This is a genomic window from Acidovorax delafieldii (assembly GCF_007993815.1).
Taxonomy (GTDB): domain Bacteria; phylum Pseudomonadota; class Gammaproteobacteria; order Burkholderiales; family Burkholderiaceae_C; genus Acidovorax; species Acidovorax delafieldii.
In genome coordinates this window covers 92335-110053 of the sequence record NZ_VJWE01000014.1, presented here as the reverse complement: position 1 = coordinate 110053, position 17719 = coordinate 92335, and the positions used below count along the sequence as shown (strand labels likewise).

At 68.6% G+C, this 17719-nt stretch carries 13 protein-coding genes; 3 read left to right on the top strand and 10 right to left on the bottom strand.

What is annotated here, in order from left to right; translation table 11 throughout:
* Nucleotides 1–104: 104 nt before the first annotated feature.
* Nucleotides 105–1394 (top strand): hypothetical protein, encoded by a 1290-nt coding sequence (locus ATF69_RS14495; RefSeq protein WP_146871390.1) that lies wholly within the window; start codon nt 105–107, stop codon nt 1392–1394.
* Between the two features lie 46 nt (nt 1395–1440).
* On the opposite strand, the gene ATF69_RS14490 is transcribed toward ATF69_RS14495, so the two are convergent.
* The 10 genes from ATF69_RS14490 to hpnC all read right to left on the bottom strand — a co-directional run bounded on the left by ATF69_RS14490 (nt 1441) and on the right by hpnC (nt 13060).
* Complete coding sequence (locus ATF69_RS14490; RefSeq protein ID WP_244303732.1) at nt 1441–2490, bottom strand: tripartite tricarboxylate transporter substrate-binding protein; 1050 nt, start codon at nt 2488–2490, stop codon at nt 1441–1443.
* A 35-nt stretch (nt 2491–2525) separates the two neighbouring features.
* Nucleotides 2526–3914, bottom strand: a complete 1389-nt coding sequence (locus ATF69_RS14485) for a sensor histidine kinase (protein WP_146871388.1) — start codon at nt 3912–3914, stop codon at nt 2526–2528.
* Nucleotides 3915–3917: 3 nt separating this feature from the next.
* Complete coding sequence (locus tag ATF69_RS14480) at nt 3918–4586, bottom strand: response regulator (protein WP_146871387.1); 669 nt, start codon at nt 4584–4586, stop codon at nt 3918–3920.
* Between the two features lie 226 nt (nt 4587–4812).
* On the bottom strand, nt 4813–5823 hold the full coding sequence (locus tag ATF69_RS14475; RefSeq protein WP_146871386.1) for a Bug family tripartite tricarboxylate transporter substrate binding protein: 1011 nt from the start codon (nt 5821–5823) through the stop codon (nt 4813–4815).
* A 168-nt stretch (nt 5824–5991) separates the two neighbouring features.
* Complete coding sequence (hpnE, locus tag ATF69_RS14470; RefSeq protein ID WP_146871385.1) at nt 5992–7332, bottom strand: hydroxysqualene dehydroxylase HpnE; 1341 nt, start codon at nt 7330–7332, stop codon at nt 5992–5994.
* A 6-nt stretch (nt 7333–7338) separates the two neighbouring features.
* Nucleotides 7339–8178, bottom strand: a complete 840-nt coding sequence (hpnD, locus tag ATF69_RS14465) for a presqualene diphosphate synthase HpnD (protein ID WP_056747120.1) — start codon at nt 8176–8178, stop codon at nt 7339–7341.
* 111 nt (nt 8179–8289) lie between these two features.
* Entirely contained in the window at nt 8290–9801 is a 1512-nt protein-coding gene (locus ATF69_RS14460) for a TRAP transporter large permease subunit (protein ID WP_146871384.1), read from the bottom strand.
* 24 nt (nt 9802–9825) lie between these two features.
* On the bottom strand, nt 9826–10359 hold the full coding sequence (locus ATF69_RS14455) for a C4-dicarboxylate ABC transporter substrate-binding protein (RefSeq protein ID WP_099730677.1): 534 nt from the start codon (nt 10357–10359) through the stop codon (nt 9826–9828).
* 66 nt (nt 10360–10425) lie between these two features.
* Nucleotides 10426–11835: an L-serine ammonia-lyase gene (locus tag ATF69_RS14450; RefSeq protein WP_146871383.1), complete on the bottom strand. Its 1410-nt coding sequence runs from the start codon at nt 11833–11835 to the stop codon at nt 10426–10428.
* A 316-nt stretch (nt 11836–12151) separates the two neighbouring features.
* Nucleotides 12152–13060: a squalene synthase HpnC gene (hpnC, locus tag ATF69_RS14445; RefSeq protein ID WP_425291781.1), complete on the bottom strand. Its 909-nt coding sequence runs from the start codon at nt 13058–13060 to the stop codon at nt 12152–12154.
* Nucleotides 13061–13303: 243 nt separating this feature from the next.
* On the opposite strand from hpnC, the gene ATF69_RS14440 reads away from it, so the two are divergent.
* Nucleotides 13304–14527 carry an efflux RND transporter periplasmic adaptor subunit gene (locus ATF69_RS14440; protein WP_146871382.1) on the top strand — a complete coding sequence of 408 codons (1224 nt, stop codon included), beginning with the start codon at nt 13304–13306 and terminating at the stop codon, nt 14525–14527.
* A gap of 8 nt (nt 14528–14535) precedes the next feature.
* Nucleotides 14536–17718: an efflux RND transporter permease subunit gene (locus ATF69_RS14435; RefSeq protein ID WP_146871381.1), complete on the top strand. Its 3183-nt coding sequence runs from the start codon at nt 14536–14538 to the stop codon at nt 17716–17718.
* Nucleotide 17719 lies beyond the last annotated feature (1 nt).

Here is a 17719-nt window from a genome sequence, read left to right as displayed (position 1 = left end):
ACCGCGATCTGTCCGGGGTCTGGCACTGAGACCTGCGCATTCATTTCTTTCCGTTGTGTTTTGTTTCATGTAGAAACTAATTGCAATGGCAGGAGGTGGTTGTGATGCTGCGTAACTCCCTGATCGTCGCCCTGCTGGGGCTGCTGGCCGAGGCGGCGGAAGCCCTGTCCCTGGGCGCGCCGCAAGGCAAGGTGTGGCTGGGGCAGCCCATCGACCTGGGCTTTGAAGTCCAGCTGGACCCTGGCATGTCGGTAGACGCCTTGTGCCCGCAAGTGCGGCTGGTGTCCGGCGATGTGGCTGTGCCGGCGGGCCGTGTCCAGTTGAGCGTGCGGCCGGGCGACCAAGAGCGCAACCCGGTGCTGCGGGTGCAGTCCTCCCACTTGGCCGACGAGCCGGTGCTGACAGCCCAGGTCTCCGTGCATTGCACGGGCCGGGTGACGCGCGAATACACCTTTCTGGCCGATCTGCCCGCCACCGTTGCGGCCGGGCTGAAGCCAGTGGCGATTCCCTGGGAGGTGCCGTTGGCGGATGCCTCCCCCTCACGGGCGGCTGGGGTGGCTGCCGGAGAAGCGTCGTCTGTACCCGCAATGGGCCCCTCGCGGCCGCGCAAGGCGTCGGCCGCCAGCCGGGTAGAGCGCAAGGGCACGAAACTGGCCGCAAAGTCTGCCGGGGCTCCCGTTGCGCGCAGCCGGTCCGCTGACACAGCGGCAGTGGCTTCCGCGACCAGCACTGCGCAGACGGCGCCTCAGGAGCCAGCCAGCACCGCGCCCAGCATGGCGCCTGAGGCCGCAGCAGCGCCCCCCGCACAGGCGTCGGCATCGTCCACCGCCTCGGTGGCTCCAGCAGCGGCATCTGTTGCGCCTGGACCTTCCAAGCCCCGGCTGGTGATGGAGCCGTTGACGGCGCTGGTCACGCCGCCCGCCTCGGGCGAAGGGGCTCCGTCCGACGGCGCAACATTGATGCCGGTGGCGGCTTCGGCTGCGGAGGTCAACGCGCCGGACGGCGCGGGATCCCCCGGCGCGCGCATGCAGGCCTTGCAGGTGGAAGTGGATCGCATGCGCGCGCAGGCCGAGCAAGACCATCAGGCCACGCTCGCATTGCTGGCCCGTGTGGAACAGCTGAATGCAGGGCATTTCCCGGCGTCCTTGGTGTATGGGCTTCTGGCTATGCTGGCCTTGACGGTCGGGGCAGCAGGCTGGCTGCTGGCGCGCATGCGACACGCCATGGATGCATCGAACGAAGAGTGGCGCAACACCCTGACGGCCTATGTGGTGCAGTCTTCCTTGCCCGCAGCGGGAGACGCCGAGGCCGAGCGCCGCACAGCAGTGCTACCTGCCGATGACCGGCCTGCTGGGTTGCCCGGACTACAAGGAGTGGGTGCCCTGCCCGCGTAGGGACGGTCAGCGGACCAATCGCTCAGGAGGTGGTGCGCAGCGCAGATCAACGCGGCCAGGACCGCAGCCCCAGATCCTGCGCCAGGCGGCGATAGTCGGCCAGGCTGCGTTGCACATAGTCGTCCAGGGCCGTGCCACTCAGCGCAAAGGGGTACAGCCCATGGCGGGCGCACAACGCGGCATACCCGGGCGCCGCCTGGGCTTCCTGCAGGGCGGTCGTCCAGGCGTGGGCAGCCGCGTCCGGCACGCTGGCAGCCATGTAGAGGCCGCGCACGGTGGTCCATTGCAGGTCAATGCCCTGCTCGCGTGCCGTGGGCAGGGCGGCCAGGGTACCGGGTAGCCGCGCGGGTGCCAGCACCGCCAGGATGCGCACCGGCAGGCCTTCTGCAGCGGCCCGGGTGGCCTCGGCCGCGTCGCCGGTGAAGATGTCGATGTGCCGGCCGCCCAGCGCCTTGAGCGCTTCGCCGCCGCCTTCAAACGATACAAAACGCATGCGCTTGTGGTCTTGCCCCGCTGCGCGCACCAGCAGCGCGGCCTTGACCCAGTCCTGGCTGCCCAGCGTGCCGCCGGCGCCAAACACCACGCGGCCCGAATCTTTTTGCAAGGCGGTGACCACGTCCTGCAAGCGCTGGTAGGGGGCGTCGCGGTGCACAGCCACCACGCCGTAGTCGTTGCCCAGCGTCGCTATCCAGCGCACGGCGCTCACCGGGTGTGGGCCGAAGCGGCCCTGCGCCATGTTGAGCAGCGAGCCGCTGGAGAACGCCACCAGCGTGCCGGGCCCTCCCAGGCGGCCGGTGGCCACCTGGTCAAATGCCACCGCGCCAATGCCGCCGGGCAGGTAGCGGGTGCGCAGCGGCGTGCGGCCAGGGCGCACGGCCTGCAGTGCCTGCGAGGCCAGACCACAGGTCAGGTCAAATCCGCCGCCGGGGCGTGAAGGTGCAATGCATTCCGCCGGCTCACGGGATGCGTCGGCCGCCGCCGGGAAGGGAGCCAGGCCCGCGCCAGCGCTGGCGGCGGCCGCGAGCGTCTGCAGCAGCTGGCGGCGGCTGCAAGGCGCTGTCAGCGGGCGGTCTGTGGTGGGCAAGGGCTGCGGCATGGGGTGTGGAGCGTTCACTTGTTCAACAGACTGTGTCAGGCGCGGGGCCACCAGAGTATTGCCAGGAGCCCTGGCCCTTCAGCGCGCGCCTGCAGCCGCAGGCTGCCCCGGTGCCGCTCGGCAATCGACCGGGCAATCGCCAGCCCCAGGCCGGAGCCGCCTGCCGTGGCCTGCGAGCCGCGCCGGTAGCGCTGGCCCAGTGCGTCGCGCTCCTCGGCGGGCAGACCGGGGCCGTTGTCCTCCACGCAGATGCTCCAGCCCAGGCTGTCACCCGCGGCTGACACGGTGACGGTGCCCTGCGCGGGGGTGTAGGCGATGGCATTGGCTGCCAGATTGGTCAGGGCCTCGCGCAGCAGGCCACTGTCGCCCACGGCCTCGATGCCAGCGGAGGGCGTATGGATGCCAAAGTCGATCTGCTTGGCGCGCGCCTGGGGCAGCAGCTCCAGCGCCACCGTGCGCAGCAGCGCGGCCAGGTCAAAGGGCGTCAGCTCCACCGCCGCTGTGTCGCTGCGGCCCAGCGCCAGCAGTTGCTGGGTGCTGCGCGTGGCGCGGGCGATCTCGCCTCCGATGGCTGCCAGCGTGTGCTGCACCTGCGTGGTGTCGCCCTCGCGGCGTGCGTAGTCGATCTGCATCTGCAGCGTGGTGAGGTGGGTGCGCAGCTGGTGCGAGGCATCGTCCAGAAATTGCCGCTGCTGCGCCACCAGGTCTTGCGTGCGCGCCATCTGCTGGTTGACCGCGTCCACCAGCGGGCGGATGTCTGCGGGCAGGTCGTTGGATGCCAGCGGGGTCATGTCGTCGCCGCTGCGGGCCTGCACCTCGCGCGCCAGCCGCGCCAGCGGGCGCAGCGCCACAGCCAGCAGTGCCGCAGTGCCCAGCACCATCAGGGCCAGCACCAGCGCATCGCGCTGCACTGCGCGGCGCACAAAGCGGGCTGTGAAGTCCTGGCGCGACCGCGTGCTTTCGGCCACCTGTACCAGCACGGTGGATGCGGGCTCCGCGCGGTCCAGCGCGCGGCGGTAGGCCGCCAGCCGCACGGATTCGCCAAAGTAGGTGGCGTCATAAAAACGCGGCACGCCGGGCTCCAGCGAGCCAGCGGGCAGGGGCAGGTCGGCATTGCCCAGCTCCACCAGCCCGTCGGACGACGCCACGCGAAAGTACACATTGCCGCTGGCCGTGAGTTCAAAGAATTCCAGCATGCTGTACGGCAACTCGGCCGACAGGCCGCCCGAGGCGGTGGAGATGTTGGCGTCGATGGATTTGAGCGCGCCGAGCAGCGAGCGGTCGTAGGCCGCGTTGGCGGCCTCCAGCGCATCGTGCCGAGTCATCCACAGCTCTACGCCCGTTACCACGGCCAGCAGTGGCAGCAACAGCATGGCCAGCAGCCGCCACAGGCTGGCGCGGCGCAGGCGTGCGGTCAGGCCCATCGGTCAGTCAGCCTCTAGCGCGTAGCCCAGGCCGCGCAGCGTGGTGATGCGCACACCGCTGCCGTCCAGCCGCTTGCGCAGGCGGTGCACAAACACCTCGACGGCTTCGGGGTGCACATCGTCATCGTCGGTGAACACGCGGTCCAGGATCTGCTGCTTGGAAAACGGCTCGCCACTGCGCTGCACCAGCACGCGCAGCACGGCATGTTCGCGCGGGGACAGGGCCAGGGGCTCGCCGCGCAGGCTGAACTGCTTGCGGGCGCTGTCGTACACCAGCGCACCGCAGGCCTGGCGCTGGTGCTCGTTGCCACGCGCGCGGCGCACCAGGGCGTGCAGGCGTGCCTCCAGCTCGGCCAGCTCGAAGGGCTTGGCCAGAAAGTCGTCGGCCCCCGCGTTGAGCGAGCGCACGCGCTCGTCCAGCGAATCACGTGCCGTCAGGATCAGCGCGGGCAGGCGCTGGTCGCGGTCGCGCAGGCGTTGCAGCACTGCCTGCCCGTCCAGCCCGGGCAGGCCCAGGTCCAGCACCAGTGCGTCGTAGTTGTCGTGCTGCTGCAGCGCGCGGTCGGCCAGGCGGCCGTCGTTCACCCATTCGACCTGGATGCCCGCATGCTCCAGCGCGCGGCTCAGCCAAGTGCCCAGGTTGTGGTCGTCTTCGGCCAGAAGGATGCGCATGGAGGGATGCTACCGTTTGTGCGGAAGGCGCAGGGCTTGCCTTCAGCATTGAGCCATTCAACGCGGAGCGGTCACGGCGCGCAAGCGCCAGCAGTCAGCTTGCGAGCACGCACTGCCCAGGCCAGGCAGCCGTGCAAGGGCCGCCCCGCCGCACTGGCTGCGTCCCCCATCCCGACCCGCGCAGCGGGGCGAGAGAAAGGGGGAAGACGCGAAGCGGCTCAGGGGGTTAGTCTGGCTTCACCTTCGCGCGCAGCAGCACCTTCTTCCAGCGCTCTTGTTCGGACGCGATGAACTGCGCGAACTGCGCTGGTGTGCCGCCAATGGCCTCGGCAGCATCCGCATTCAGGCGCTCCAGCGAGCCGGGGGCCTTGACGGCCTTGGCGGTCTCGGCCGCCAGCTTGTCGAGGTTGGCCGGGGCCAGGTTGGCGGGCGCCAGCATGCCGTACCACTGCGTCATCTCAAAGCCCGGAAAGCCCTGTTCGGCCACCGTGGCCACGTCGGGCAGCTGGGGCAGGCGCTTGGCCGAGCCGGTGGCAATGCAGCGCACCTTGCCGGCCTTGATGAAAGGCAGCAGGGCGGCAGCGCCCACGGCAGCGGCATCAAGGCGGCCCGAGAGCAGGTCGGTCATCATGGGGCCGGTGCCACGGTATGGCACGTGCAGCATGAAGATCTCGGCGGTCATCTTGAGGTATTCAAACGCCAAGTGGCCTGCGCTGCCGTTGCCCGCCGAGCCATAGCTGAGCTTGGCCGGGTTTTTCTTGGCGTAGGCGATGAACTCCTTGAGGTTCTTGGCGGGCACGTCGGGGTGCACCACGTACAGGCTGGGCACCTTGGCCAGCAGGCTCACGGGCTTGAAGTCCTTGTTGGCGTCGTAGGGCAGCTTGTCGAAGATGAAGGGGTTGACGGCCAGTGTGCCGATGTGGCCCAGGATCAGCGTGTGCTGGTCGTCCGAGCGTGCCACTTCACCCATGGCGATGTTGCCTGCGGCGCCCGGCTTGTTGTCCACATACACGCTCTGGCCCAGCGTCTTGCCCAGCTCGGCAGCGGTGGAGCGGGCCACGATCTCCGAGCTGCCGCCCGGCGCGAACGGCACCACAAACCGCACCGACTTGGACGGCCAGGCCGCCTGGGCCGAGGCACTAGCGGGCAGCAGACCGCCCAGGGCCAGTGCGCCGCTGGCTCCCAGCAGATGGCGGCGGGTGGGGGACCAGAGGGCGGGGTGTTCGTGTGAAAGCATGGGGGTGTCTCCGTCAAAACAAAAGGCCGAAAGGCCAGCGCGCCCAAAGGCGAACAAGGCGCATGCGGTATGCGAGTGGCGCCATGGTGCCTGGGTCGTGCTTTCGGAATGCTGTCAGCGGGCTTGGTAGTTACCCGGGGGTGGCCTGCTGGCCCGGGTGGTGTTGTGTCAGCCCGCTGCTGCGCAGGCCGCCACTGCGGTGCCGCAGAGCACCGCGCCTTCCAGCGTCGCCGGGTAGGGGCCCTCCACATAGTCGCCGCAGGCCGTCAGCCCCGGCAGCACCTGCATGGCGGGCCGCTGCAGGCCGGGGGTGCATGCAAACGTGGCGCGCTTTTCGACCACGGTCTGCACAGGGCGCAGGCCCGGCAGGCCCAGCTGCGCGGCAGCCTGCTGCATCACCTGTTGCTCGATGAGCGCCCGGTCGCCATCGCTGGCGCTCACCACAAAGGCCAGCAACCCCTGCTGGCCGTCGAGCTGGCCCCGGTCGAACACGAACTGCGCAGGGTGCTCGGCCGTGTTGCGCAGCGCCAGCATGGGCAGGGGCAAGCGCGCGCCACTGGCGTGCGCGTAAACGGTGGTGATGGCCTCAAACCGCAAGGCACTGGCGGTGGCGCCCCAGCGGGCGGCAGCGGCCAGGCCCGCCGTGCTGGCAAGGCCCTCGACCAAGCGCGCGGCCTCCCACGAGGGGCAGGCCAGGGTGATGTGGTCGAAGGGTTCGGCTGCTTCGGCGCCCTGCGCTGTACCGACGGCGCCCACAGCCCCCACCAATTGCCAGCGCCCGCTGGCCAGAGGCACAAGCCGCTGGATGCGTTGGCCGGTGATCACCTGGCCGCCTTGCTGCACCAGCCAGCGCACCGCAGCCTCGGGGAACAGCGCGCCCAGGTCGGTACGGGGCAGCAGCAGGTTGGAGCCACCGCGCCCGCTGAACAGGCTGTCCTGCAGCACCCGCAAAAACACCTGGCCGCTGGCCTCGCGTGCGGGGGTGTTGAGTGCCGACACGCACAGCGGGTCGATGAACTCGGCCATCAGCCGGGGCGTGAGCGGGGCACACAGGTCTGCCACCGAGGTGTGGGGCGCGCAGCGAAAGCCGCGCAGCTGCCAGGCCGTGGCCGTGCGCAGCAGAGCGATCTTGTCTTGCCAGCCCCAGCCTTTGGCGCGCGCGATGCCCAGCAGCGCATCCAGCGGCGGGGGCAGGTCGGGCAGTTGCAGGCCCTGGCCATCGGGGAACTGCAGGGTCAGCGGCAGGCGCAGCAGCGCGGTGGCAGGGTCCATGCCCACCAGGCGCATCAGGCGCAGGCTCTCAGTGTAGGCACCGATCAGGATGTGCTGGCCGTTGTCCAGCGTGGCCACTGTGCCATCGGGCAGCACGCCCGGCACGGCGCGGGCGCGGCCGCCCACCGTGCGTGCGGCCTCGAACACGGTGACCTGGCGGCCGGCCTGCCGGTGGGCGATGGCCGCAGCCATGCCGGCCCAGCCAGCCCCGATGACGGCGACTTTCTGCGGTGCCACGCCGGGCTACATCCTGCCCAGGGCTTGCATCTTCCAGGCCAGCCAGAACTTGCGCAGCGGCGTGAGGCGGATGCGCTGGTGCAGCACCTGGAAGTTTTCGTGCTCGATCTCGCGCAGCAAGGTGCGGTAGATGCTGGCCATCATCAGGCCGGGCTTTTGGGTGCGGCGGTCCGCGTCGGGCAGCATGGCAAAGGCCTCGTCGTACAGCCGGTGCGCACGCTCGGCCTGAAAACGCATGAGTGCGGTGAACCGGTCGGAGTACTGGCGCTTCAAGATCTCGTGCGCCTTCACGTCGAACTGCTGCAGCTCGCTGACCGGCAGGTAAATGCGGCCCAGCATGGCGTCTTCGCCCACGTCGCGGATGATGTTGGTGAGCTGGAACGCCAGGCCCAGCCGGTGGGCGTATTCGGTGGTGCGCGGGTCGGTCTGGCCGAAGATGCGCGCTGCGACTTCGCCCACGACGCCCGCCACCAGGTGGCAGTAGCCCTGAAGACCTGCAAAGTCGAGGTAGCGCGTCTGTTCCAGGTCCATCTGGCAGCCGTCGATCACGGCCTGCAGGTGGCGCTGTTCGATGCCGTAGTCGGCCGCCAGCGGCATCAGCGCCAGCATCACGGGGTGCGTGGGCTGGCCCGCGTAGGCCTTGGTCACTTCGGCCTGCCACCAGGCCAGCTTGGTGCGGGCCACGCCAGGGTCGCTCACTTCATCGACCACATCGTCCACTTCGCGGCAAAACGCATAGAACGCCGTGATGGCCGCGCGGCGCGGGGCAGGCAGAAAGAGAAAGGCGTAATAGAAGCTGCTGCCCGAGGCCACGGCTTTTTGCTGTACGTACTGCTGCGGTGTCATGGGGCGAGATTGTCCCATGGCGCACCGGGGCGGGCCGGTTGTCGGGGTTTGAGGTGTTTTCGGGCGGATGCGCTAGTGCCGCATGCCCTGGTTGCTATTCAAATGATAGCTTCAGGGAGGTGTTGCGGAGGCGGCGGGTGCAAGGGCTGGCGCCTCGGGTTGCGACATCTCGCGCATCAGCGCGTCCAGGTCGTCGCCCTGGATCGACATCTCGGGCAGCGTGGCGGGCGTGCTGCGCAGCCACTGCGTGGTGGCGGGCACGGCCATCACCAGGGCGATCACGCCGGCCAGGCAGAGCAGGTAGGGCGCCAGCGCACGCGCCACCGCGCCCATGGCGGGCCGGGGAGCCACCTGGGCGCGGGACAGCACCAGCGCGTAGCCCAGCGGCGGCAGCAGGAACCCCGCCTGCAGAACCAGCAAGGTGAGCGCGGCCACCCAGGCCGCGTCGTCCACCAGTGCCAGCAAAGGGGGCATGACGATGGGAATGATCAGAAAGATCAGCTCGAACGCATCTAGCACAAACGCCGACCCCAGCAGCACGGCCAGCACCACCCCCATGGCCAGCAGGGGCTGGCCCTGCAGGGCACGCATCCATTCGGCCACCAGCACATCGGTGCCGTAGGCGCGCAGCACCAGCGAGAACGTGACGGCCGCCACCAGCAGCGCAAACAGCGCGCCGGTGAGCGCCATGGCGTCGTCCAGCACCTGCGCCAGCCGCCGTAGTGTGAGCTGGCGCGACGCCATGCCCCACACCAGCAGCAGCACCCCGGCGGTGGCGGCGGCCTCCACCGCCCGCACGCGGCCGGTGGTGACCAGTGCCAGCAGGGCCACGATGAGCGTGGGCACCACGCCCAACGTCCAGCGCTCGCTGCGGGTCAGCGGCGCGGGTGCTGTGGACGCGACCCCTTGATCGGCGATGCCGACAGCGCGGCGCTGGGCCAGCCACCAGGTCACGCCCATCCACAACACCAGCAGCAGCGCACCGGGGGCCAGGGCGGCCTGCAGCACATCCTGGGTATTGATGATGCGGGTGCCTGCGCGGGCGCTGGCCAGCCCCAACTGCGTGGCCAGGGTCAGGCCCTCGGTGTGGGCGCGCAGCATGGCATCGCCCAGCAGCAACAGCACCAGCGACGGCGGCACGATGATGCCCAGCGTGCTGGCCACGGCGACCAGGGCGGTGCGGCGGGCGGGCGGCATGCCTTCGCGGGCCCAGGCCTGCCCGGCGGTGTGCGACAGGGTCACCAGGCTGGCCCCCACCGATCCGTTCATGGGCGCCATCAGCATGCCCACGCCCAGGCCCGCCATGTCGGGCGCGGCCCGTAGCCCCACCACGCGCGCCAGCAGCTTGCGCAGCCCGCTGTACAGGCCGTTGACCAGTGCCAGGTGGTTGAGCAGTGCACCCACCACGGCATACAGCACCAGCGCCTGCAGCAGATCGTGTTCGAGCAGGCCCACCACGCGCTCCGGCAGGCTGCGCAGTACCGCGCCATCAAACGCGCCCAGCGCCAGGCCCGCCATCGCGCCCAGGGTGCTGACGCCCAGCAGCACGGCGTAGGTGGCCCAGCCGGTGGTCATCATCAGCACCAGGGCCAGCACCAGCAGCAACAGGCCGATGGCGTTCATGGTATGGCGCTCATGGGACGGGACTCATGCAGGGTCCGCCGGTGCGCCAGTGGGCGCGCGCAGCGTGTGCACGGCCCGCCACAGGTCGGCCAGGGCCTGCAGAGCCAGCAGCACGGCCAGCAGCAGCAAGGCCAGCTTGATGGCGAAGTAGCCGGGGTTGGCGGTTTCAGGAAAACTCTCCAGCCCCCGCACCGACCGCCACACCGTGGGCGCGGCGTTGATGCACACAAACACCGCCCACGGCAACACGGCCAGGGGCGCGCCCAGCAGGCGCATGGCGCGCACCGGGCCCCGGCCCGCATGGGCAAGATCGGGGCGGCTGACCAGGTGGGCGCCGCGCCGGTCGGCATGGCGCAGGGCCACGGCCACATACAGCGCAAACAGCACCTGCGCGAGGTCGTTGGCCTGGCTGGACCCCGCGCCCCACCCGTCGCGCAACGGCCATTGCAAAAACAGCAGCAGCACGACCAGCAGCGCCAGCGGCATCACCAGTGCGCCCAGGCGGTTGAGCCAGCGCTCCAGTGGCAAGGGGGTGGGCAGGTCAGGCGGCAAATGCATGCAGATGAAGGGGCGGCGGAATGGGCTGCGAAACAGGCTGCACAACGGGCCGCTGGGCGGCTCGGTTCAGCATTCGACCACATTCACCGCCAGCCCGCCGCGGGACGTTTCCTTGTACTTGACCTTCATGTCCGCGCCGGTCTGCATCATGGTCTTGATGACCTTGTCGAGCGAGACCACGTGCTGCCCGTCGCCACGCAGCGCCATGCGGGCGGCGTTGATGGCCTTGATCGCGCCCATGGCGTTGCGCTCGATGCAGGGGATCTGCACCAGCCCGCCCACGGGGTCGCAGGTCATGCCCAGGTTGTGCTCCATGCCGATCTCGGCCGCGTTCTCCACCTGCTCGGGCGTGCCGCCCATCACGGCGGCCAGCGCGCCAGCGGCCATGGAGCAGGCCACGCCCACTTCGCCCTGGCAGCCCACCTCGGCGCCGGAGAGCGATGCGTTTTCCTTGTAGATGATGCCGATGGCACCTGCGGTGAGCAAAAAGGTGGCAATGCCGTCGTCGTTGGCCGGGATGGGGCCCTGCAGAAAGTTGACGTAGTAGTGCAGCACGGCCGGGATCACGCCTGCCGCACCGTTGGTGGGCGCCGTCACCACGCGGCCGCCCGCGGCGTTTTCTTCGTTCACGGCCATGGCGTACAGGTTCACCCAGTCCAGCATGGAGAGCGGGTCGCGCAGGGCGGCCTCGGGCGAGCGGCTCAGGTTCTTGTGCAGCTCGGCCGCACGCCGGCGCACATGCATGGGGCCGGGCAGCGTACCGGTGCTGGCGCAGCCGCGCTGCACGGCGCCCGCCATGGTCTGCCAGATGGCCAGCAGCTGGCGCCGCACCTCGGCCGGGCTGCGCCAGTGCTGTTCGTTGGCGGCCATGAGCTGGGCCATGCTCAGGCCCGTAGTGCGGCACTGCGCCAGCAGCTCGGCCCCGGTGCGGAACGGGTGTGGCAGGCCCTGGCCATGGCCTGCGGTATCGGCGCCAGCGCTGGCGGGCGTGTTGAGCACGCGCTGGCCCGCCGCATCGACCACAAAGCCGCCGCCCACCGAGTAGTACTCACGCATGGCGATGTCGTTGCCCTGCGCATCCAGTGCATGGAACGCCATGCCGTTGGGGTGCAGCGGCAGGCTTTTGCGTCGAAACAGCAGGTGGTCCTTTTCGACAAATGGCACGGCATGCTCGCCCAGCAACGCCAGCGTGCCGCTCTGGCGGATCTGTGCGATGGCGGGTGCGATCTGGTCGGGGTCGATGTGGTCTGGCTCGTGCCCGGCCAGACCGAGCAGCACGGCGCGGTCGGTGCCGTGGCCCACGCCGGTGGCGGAGAGGGAGCCGAACAGCTCCACGCTCACCTGGTGCACCGCCGCCAGGCCTACGGTGTCGCGCACATGGCAGGCAAATTGCCGCGCCGCAATCATGGGCCCCACGGTGTGGGAGCTGGACGGCCCGATGCCGATCTTGAAGAGGTCGAAAACGCTGACGGACATAGTGGGGGGTGACCCTGGGCTCTGAGAACCAGTTTTAAAGGTGCCCCTGCGCTTGTGGCGCGCGGGCACGGGCCGGCAGGGTGGGGGTGTTGGCCGCCACCCTGCCACGGTGGCCGCGAGGCTAACCGGGTGCGGTGGCCGGGGCATGCTCGCAATCCCTGCCCCTGCCGGGTCAAGGGCGAGAGGCATCCCAATAATTTGCTATCAATTAAGTAGCTATTGGTGCACATGAATCATGCGCTACAGGCCGTTTGGGCACTGCGTGGTGCGCTGGCAGGCCAATGTGTGAGCCCGCCTTGTGGCCCATGAATCTTTCTTACATCACCAGCGCGCGGCCCAGCATCACGCACCAGTCCCACCCACGGAGCTTGGGCCGGGTGTGCAGGCTGCCCCCTTTGAGGGCCTCGACCTTGTCGAGGATGCGCAGGCCGCCTTGCACCACCAGCCGCAGCTCCCAGCCGGCGCGGCCGGGCAGGCGGTGCACCAGGGGGGCGCCGCTTTGCATGGTGGTGCGCGCCCAGTGGGCGCAGTCGGCAATCAGGCGGGCGTTCTCGCGGGTGCTTTGCAGCGCCAGCAGCTCGAACTGGCAGGCGCCATACGCCACGCAGTCGGAGCGCGGCAGGTAGTGGCGGCCCCGGGGAATGTCCACGGACAGGTCCTGCCAGAAGTTGATGAGCTGCAGCGCCGTGCAGATGGCGTCGCTCTGGCGCAGCGCCTCGGCGTCGTGCACGCCATACAGGTGCAGCAGCAGCCGGCCCACGGGGTTGGCCGAGCGGCGGCAGTAGTCCAGCAGCTCGTCGCGGTCGGCGTAGCCCTCGCCGTCACGGGTTTTCTCCACGTCCTGGGCAAAGGCGCTCAGCAGGTCTTCCAGCAGGGGCACGGGCAGATGGTGGCTGCGCAACACGCCTTGCAGCGGCAAAAACACGCTGGCCCAGCGGGGCGAGGGCGCCTGGCCCTGGGCAATCGCGCGCAGATCGGCCAGGTAGGCCGCCAGGTCCGCCAGCCGGGCGGCGGGCAGGGCATCGCCTTCGTCGGCAATGTCGTCCGCCGTGCGCGCAAAGCCGTAGATGGCGGCAATAGGCTGGCGCAGGTGGGGCGGGCACAGCAGGGATGCTACGGGGAAGTTTTCGTAATGGGTGACAGGAGGCGCCACCGCATCAGTCGCAGTGGGCTGTGGCGCGGAGGCTGCGCCGGGGTGGGGAGAGGGGCTGGGACGGTCGTTCACACCCCGGATTGTCGCTTGACAAGCTCAAGGGCTTCTCATAGATTACTAACCGGTCAGTCAGTAATCATAAAGACCAATCCAGTGGGGGACAAGGCGGCTGGCCCCTGCATCTGTTCACAAGCGCCCTGCATGGCTGCGGGTGGCTGGTTGGCGGGTGTCTGGTGTACTGTCGCTGCGCGGGCGCTCCGGCCTGCGTCTTGCTTGCTGATCCTTGTGGCCCCTTCTTTTTTCACCGGATTTCCCATGCGCACATCCTCCGCCCTGCGGCCCTCTTCACGGCATTCCAGGCTTTTGCTGGTGCTGGCCACCGCTACCGTGCTGGCCGCCTGTTCGCGTCCCGCACCGCCTGAGGAGCCCGTGCGCTCCGTCAAGCTGATGACGGTGGGCGTGGGCGCGCTGCAGTCCAGCCTGGAGTATTCGGGCGAGGTGCGCGCGCGGGTGGAGTCGCGCCTGGGCTTTCGCGTGGCGGGCAAGATCGTTCAGCGCCAGGCCGAGCTGGGCCAGCGCGTGAAGGCCGGGCAGGTGCTGGCGCAACTGGACCCCAAGGACTACCAACTGGCGGCTGATGCGGCGCGTGCGCAACTCGCATCGGCCACCACGCAGCGTGATCTGGCGGCGGCGGACCTCAAGCGCTACCAGGCGCTCAAGGACCAGAACTTCATCAGCGGTGCCGAGCTGGAACGCCGTGAGGCCACGCTCAAAGCGGCCCAGGCCACGCTGGACCAGGCGCGCGCGCAGCTGTCGTCGCAGGGCAACCAGGCGGCCTACACCACGCTGGTGGCCGACGTGTCGGGCGTGGTGACGGGCATCGATGCCGAGCCGGGCCAGGTGGTGTCGGCCGGTGCGCCGGTGGCGCGTATTGCGCAGGACGGCCCGCGCGACGTGGTGTTTGCCGTGCCCGAGGACAAGGTGGCGCAGATCACGGCGGGCTCCGAGGTGGCTGTGCGCGGCTGGTCTGGCGGCGCGACCCTGACGGGCCGCGTGCGCGAAGTGGCTGCCAGCGCCGACGCTGCGACCCGTACCTTCCAGGTCAAGGTGGCCATTGACGCTGCGGACGCCCCAGCGCTGGGCGCCACCGTGTACGCCACGCCCAAGGCACTGAGCCATGCTGGCATTGCCGCCATCAAGCTGCCCACCAGCGCGCTGCGGCAGGAGGGCCAGTCCACCGCCGTGTGGGTGTACGACCCCGCGACCAGCACCGTCAAGTCGCAGGTGGTGCAGATCGCCACGGCCGACGGCAACGATGCGGTGGTGGCAGGGGGCCTGACCCCCGGCATGCAGGTGGTGGCCACCGGCGTGCATGTGCTGTCTCCCGGCCAAAAAGTGACGGTATACCAGCCAAAAGTGGCCCAGGCGCCAGTGAATAAAGCACAGACAGCTCCTGAATCTGTAGCAATTCCGGCGGTGCCATCGGCTCCTGCAACCGCTGCTGCACCCGCCACCGCCACGGCCTCTGCCGCCAACTGAGGCCCGCCATGACGCAAATCCAACCCAAAGAGGGGTTCAACCTCTCCAAATGGGCGCTCGACCATCCCGCGCTCACCCGCTACCTCATGGTGGTGCTGATGCTGCTGGGCTTTGCGGCCTACTTCCAGCTGGGGCAGGACGAGGACCCGCCGTTCACCTTCCGTGCCATGGTGGTGCGCACCTACTGGCCCGGTGCCACGGCCCAGCAGGTGGCCGAGCAGGTCACCGACAAGATCGAGCGCACGCTGCAGGAAGTGCCGTACGCCGACAAGATCCGCAGCTACTCCAAGCCCGGCGAGTCGCAGATCATTTTCCAGATCAAGGACTCCTCCAAGCCTGGCGACGTGGCCAACGTCTGGTACAGCGTGCGCAAGAAGGTGGGCGACATGCGCTACACCTTGCCCCAGGGCATTCAGGGCCCGTTCTTCAATGACGACTTTGGTGATGTGTATGGCGTGATCTACGCGCTGGAGTCCGAGGGATTCAGCTACGCAGAGCTCAAGCAGTTTGCCGATGACGCGCGCCAGCAGCTGCTGCGCGTGCCCGATGTGGCGAAGGTCGAGCTGTTTGGCGTGCAGGACGAAAAGCTCTTCATCGAGATCTCGCAAAAGCGCCTGTCGCAACTGGGCCTGGACATGAACCAGGTGCTGGCCCAGCTGGGCCAGCAGAACGCTGTGGAAAGCGCGGGCACCATCCAGACCCCGCAAGACCAGGTGCAGGTGCGTGTGCAAGGCCAGTTCAACGCCATCGAGGACCTGCGCGCGATGCCGATCCGTGGCCCCTCGGGCGCGCAACTGCGCCTGGGCGATATTGCCGAAGTGCAGCGCGGCTATGTGGACCCACCGGGCGTGAAGGTGCGCCACCAGGGGCGCGAGGTGATTGCGCTGGGCGTCTCCATGTCCAAGGGCGGCGACATCATTGCGCTGGGCAAGGCCCTGCACACCACCACCGACCGCATCGCTGGCACATTGCCGGCGGGCGTGAAACTGGTCAACGTGCAAGACCAGCCCAAGGCGGTGTCCACCTCGGTGAACGAGTTCGTCAAGGTGCTGATCGAGGCCGTGGTCATCGTGCTGGCGGTGAGCTTCATCAGCCTGGGCGTCCACAAGCGGCCCGGCAACAACCCGCTGTGGAAGCGCTGGTACATCGACCCCCGCCCGGGGCTGGTGGTGGGCATCACGATCCCGCTGGTGCTGGCCGTCACGTTCCTGGCCATGTGGTACTGGGGCATCGGGCTGCACAAGATTTCGCTGGGCTCGCTCATCATCGCGCTGGGCCTGCTGGTGGACGACGCCATCATTGCGGTGGAGATGATGGTGCTCAAGCTCGAAGAGGGCTATGACAAGGTGCGCGCCGCCACCTTTGCCTACGAGATCACGGCCATGCCCATGCTCACGGGCACGCTGATCACGGCGGCGGGCTTTTTGCCCATCGGCCTGGCCAAGTCCACCACGGGTGAATACACCTTTGCCATCTTTGCCGTGACGGTGATTGCGCTGGTGCTCAGCTGGTTCGTGTCGGTCTACTTCGTTCCTTACCTCGGCACGCTGCTGCTCAAGGTGCCGCCTCACGTCTTGGCCGCTCAGGCCAACAAGGGCATCACGGACGACCCGCACGAGGTTTTTGACAGCCCGTTCTACCGCAGCTTCCGCCGTCTGGTGGACTGGTGCGTGCAGCACCGCTGGCTGACCATTGGCGCCACGGTGCTGACCTTTGCCCTGGGCATTGTCGGCATGGGCAAGGTGCAGCAGCAGTTCTTCCCGGATTCCAGCCGGCCTGAGATTCTGGTGGACATCTGGTTCCCGGAAGGCACTTCTTTTGCGGGCAACGAGGCCGTCACCAAACGCGTGGAGCAGCGCCTGCTGTCCGAGCCAGGCGTGAACACGGTGAGCACCTGGGTAGGCTCTGGCGTACCGCGTTTTTATCTGCCGCTCGATCAGGTGTTCCCGCAGAGCAACGTGTCGCAGTTCATCGTGGTGCCCCAAGACCTGAAGGTGCGCGAATCGCTGCGTGTGAAGCTGCCTGCGCTGCTGGCGCAGGAGTTCCCGGAAGTGCGCGGGCGCGTCAAGCTGCTGCCCAACGGGCCGCCCGTGCCTTATCCTGTTCAGTTCCGTGTGGTGGGACCCGATCCGCTGGTACTGCGCGAGCGTGCGGATGAGGTCAAGGCCCAGCTGCGCCAGAACCCCAACATGCGCGGGGTGAACGACAACTGGAACGAGTCCGTGAAGGTGCTGCGCCTGGAAGTCGACCAGTCCAAGGCACGCGCCCTGGGCGTGACCAGCCAGTCCATCGCACAGGCGTCCAAGACCATTCTGTCGGGCACGCAGGTCGGCCAGTACCGCGAGGGCGACAAGCTCATCGACATCCTGCTGCGCCAGCCGCTGGATGAGCGCAACGCCATCACCGACATCGCCAACGCCTATCTGCCCACGGCCTCGGGCAAGTCGATCCCGCTCACGCAGATCGCCAAGCCCGTGTTCACCTGGGAGCCCGGCGTGATGTGGCGCGAGAACCGCGACTACGCCATCACCGTGCAGGGCGACGTGACCGAGGGCCTGCAGGGCGCCACGGTGACGGCGGCGCTGCTGCCATCCCTCAAGGAGATTGAGGCCAAGTGGCGGTTGGCGGGCCAGACGGGCTACCGCATCGAGGTGGCAGGCGCCGTGGAGGAAAGCTCCAAGGGCTCGGCGTCCATCGCGGCGGGTCTCCCCATCATGCTGTTCATCACCTTCACGCTGCTCATGCTGCAACTGCACAGCTTCAGCCGTGCCATGCTGGTGTTCCTGACCGGGCCGCTGGGGCTGGCGGGTGTGGCGGCGGCGCTGTTGCTGCTCAATCGTCCCTTTGGTTTTGTGGCGCTGCTGGGGGTGATCGCGCTCATGGGCATGATCCAGCGCAATTCGGTGATCCTGATCGATCAGATCGAGCAGGACCGCGCCCGGGGCGTGCCCGCCTGGGATGCCATTGTGGAATCGGCCGTGCGCCGTTTGCGCCCCATCGTGCTCACCGCCGCTGCTGCCGTGCTGGCCATGATCCCGCTGTCGCGCAGCGTGTTCTGGGGCCCGATGGCTGTGGCCATCATGGGCGGGCTGGTGGTGGCCACGGTGCTGACGCTGCTGGCACTGCCTGCTATGTATGCGGCCTGGTTCCGTGTCAAACGACCTGCGCCAGAGGTTCCTGGTGCTGCTTGAC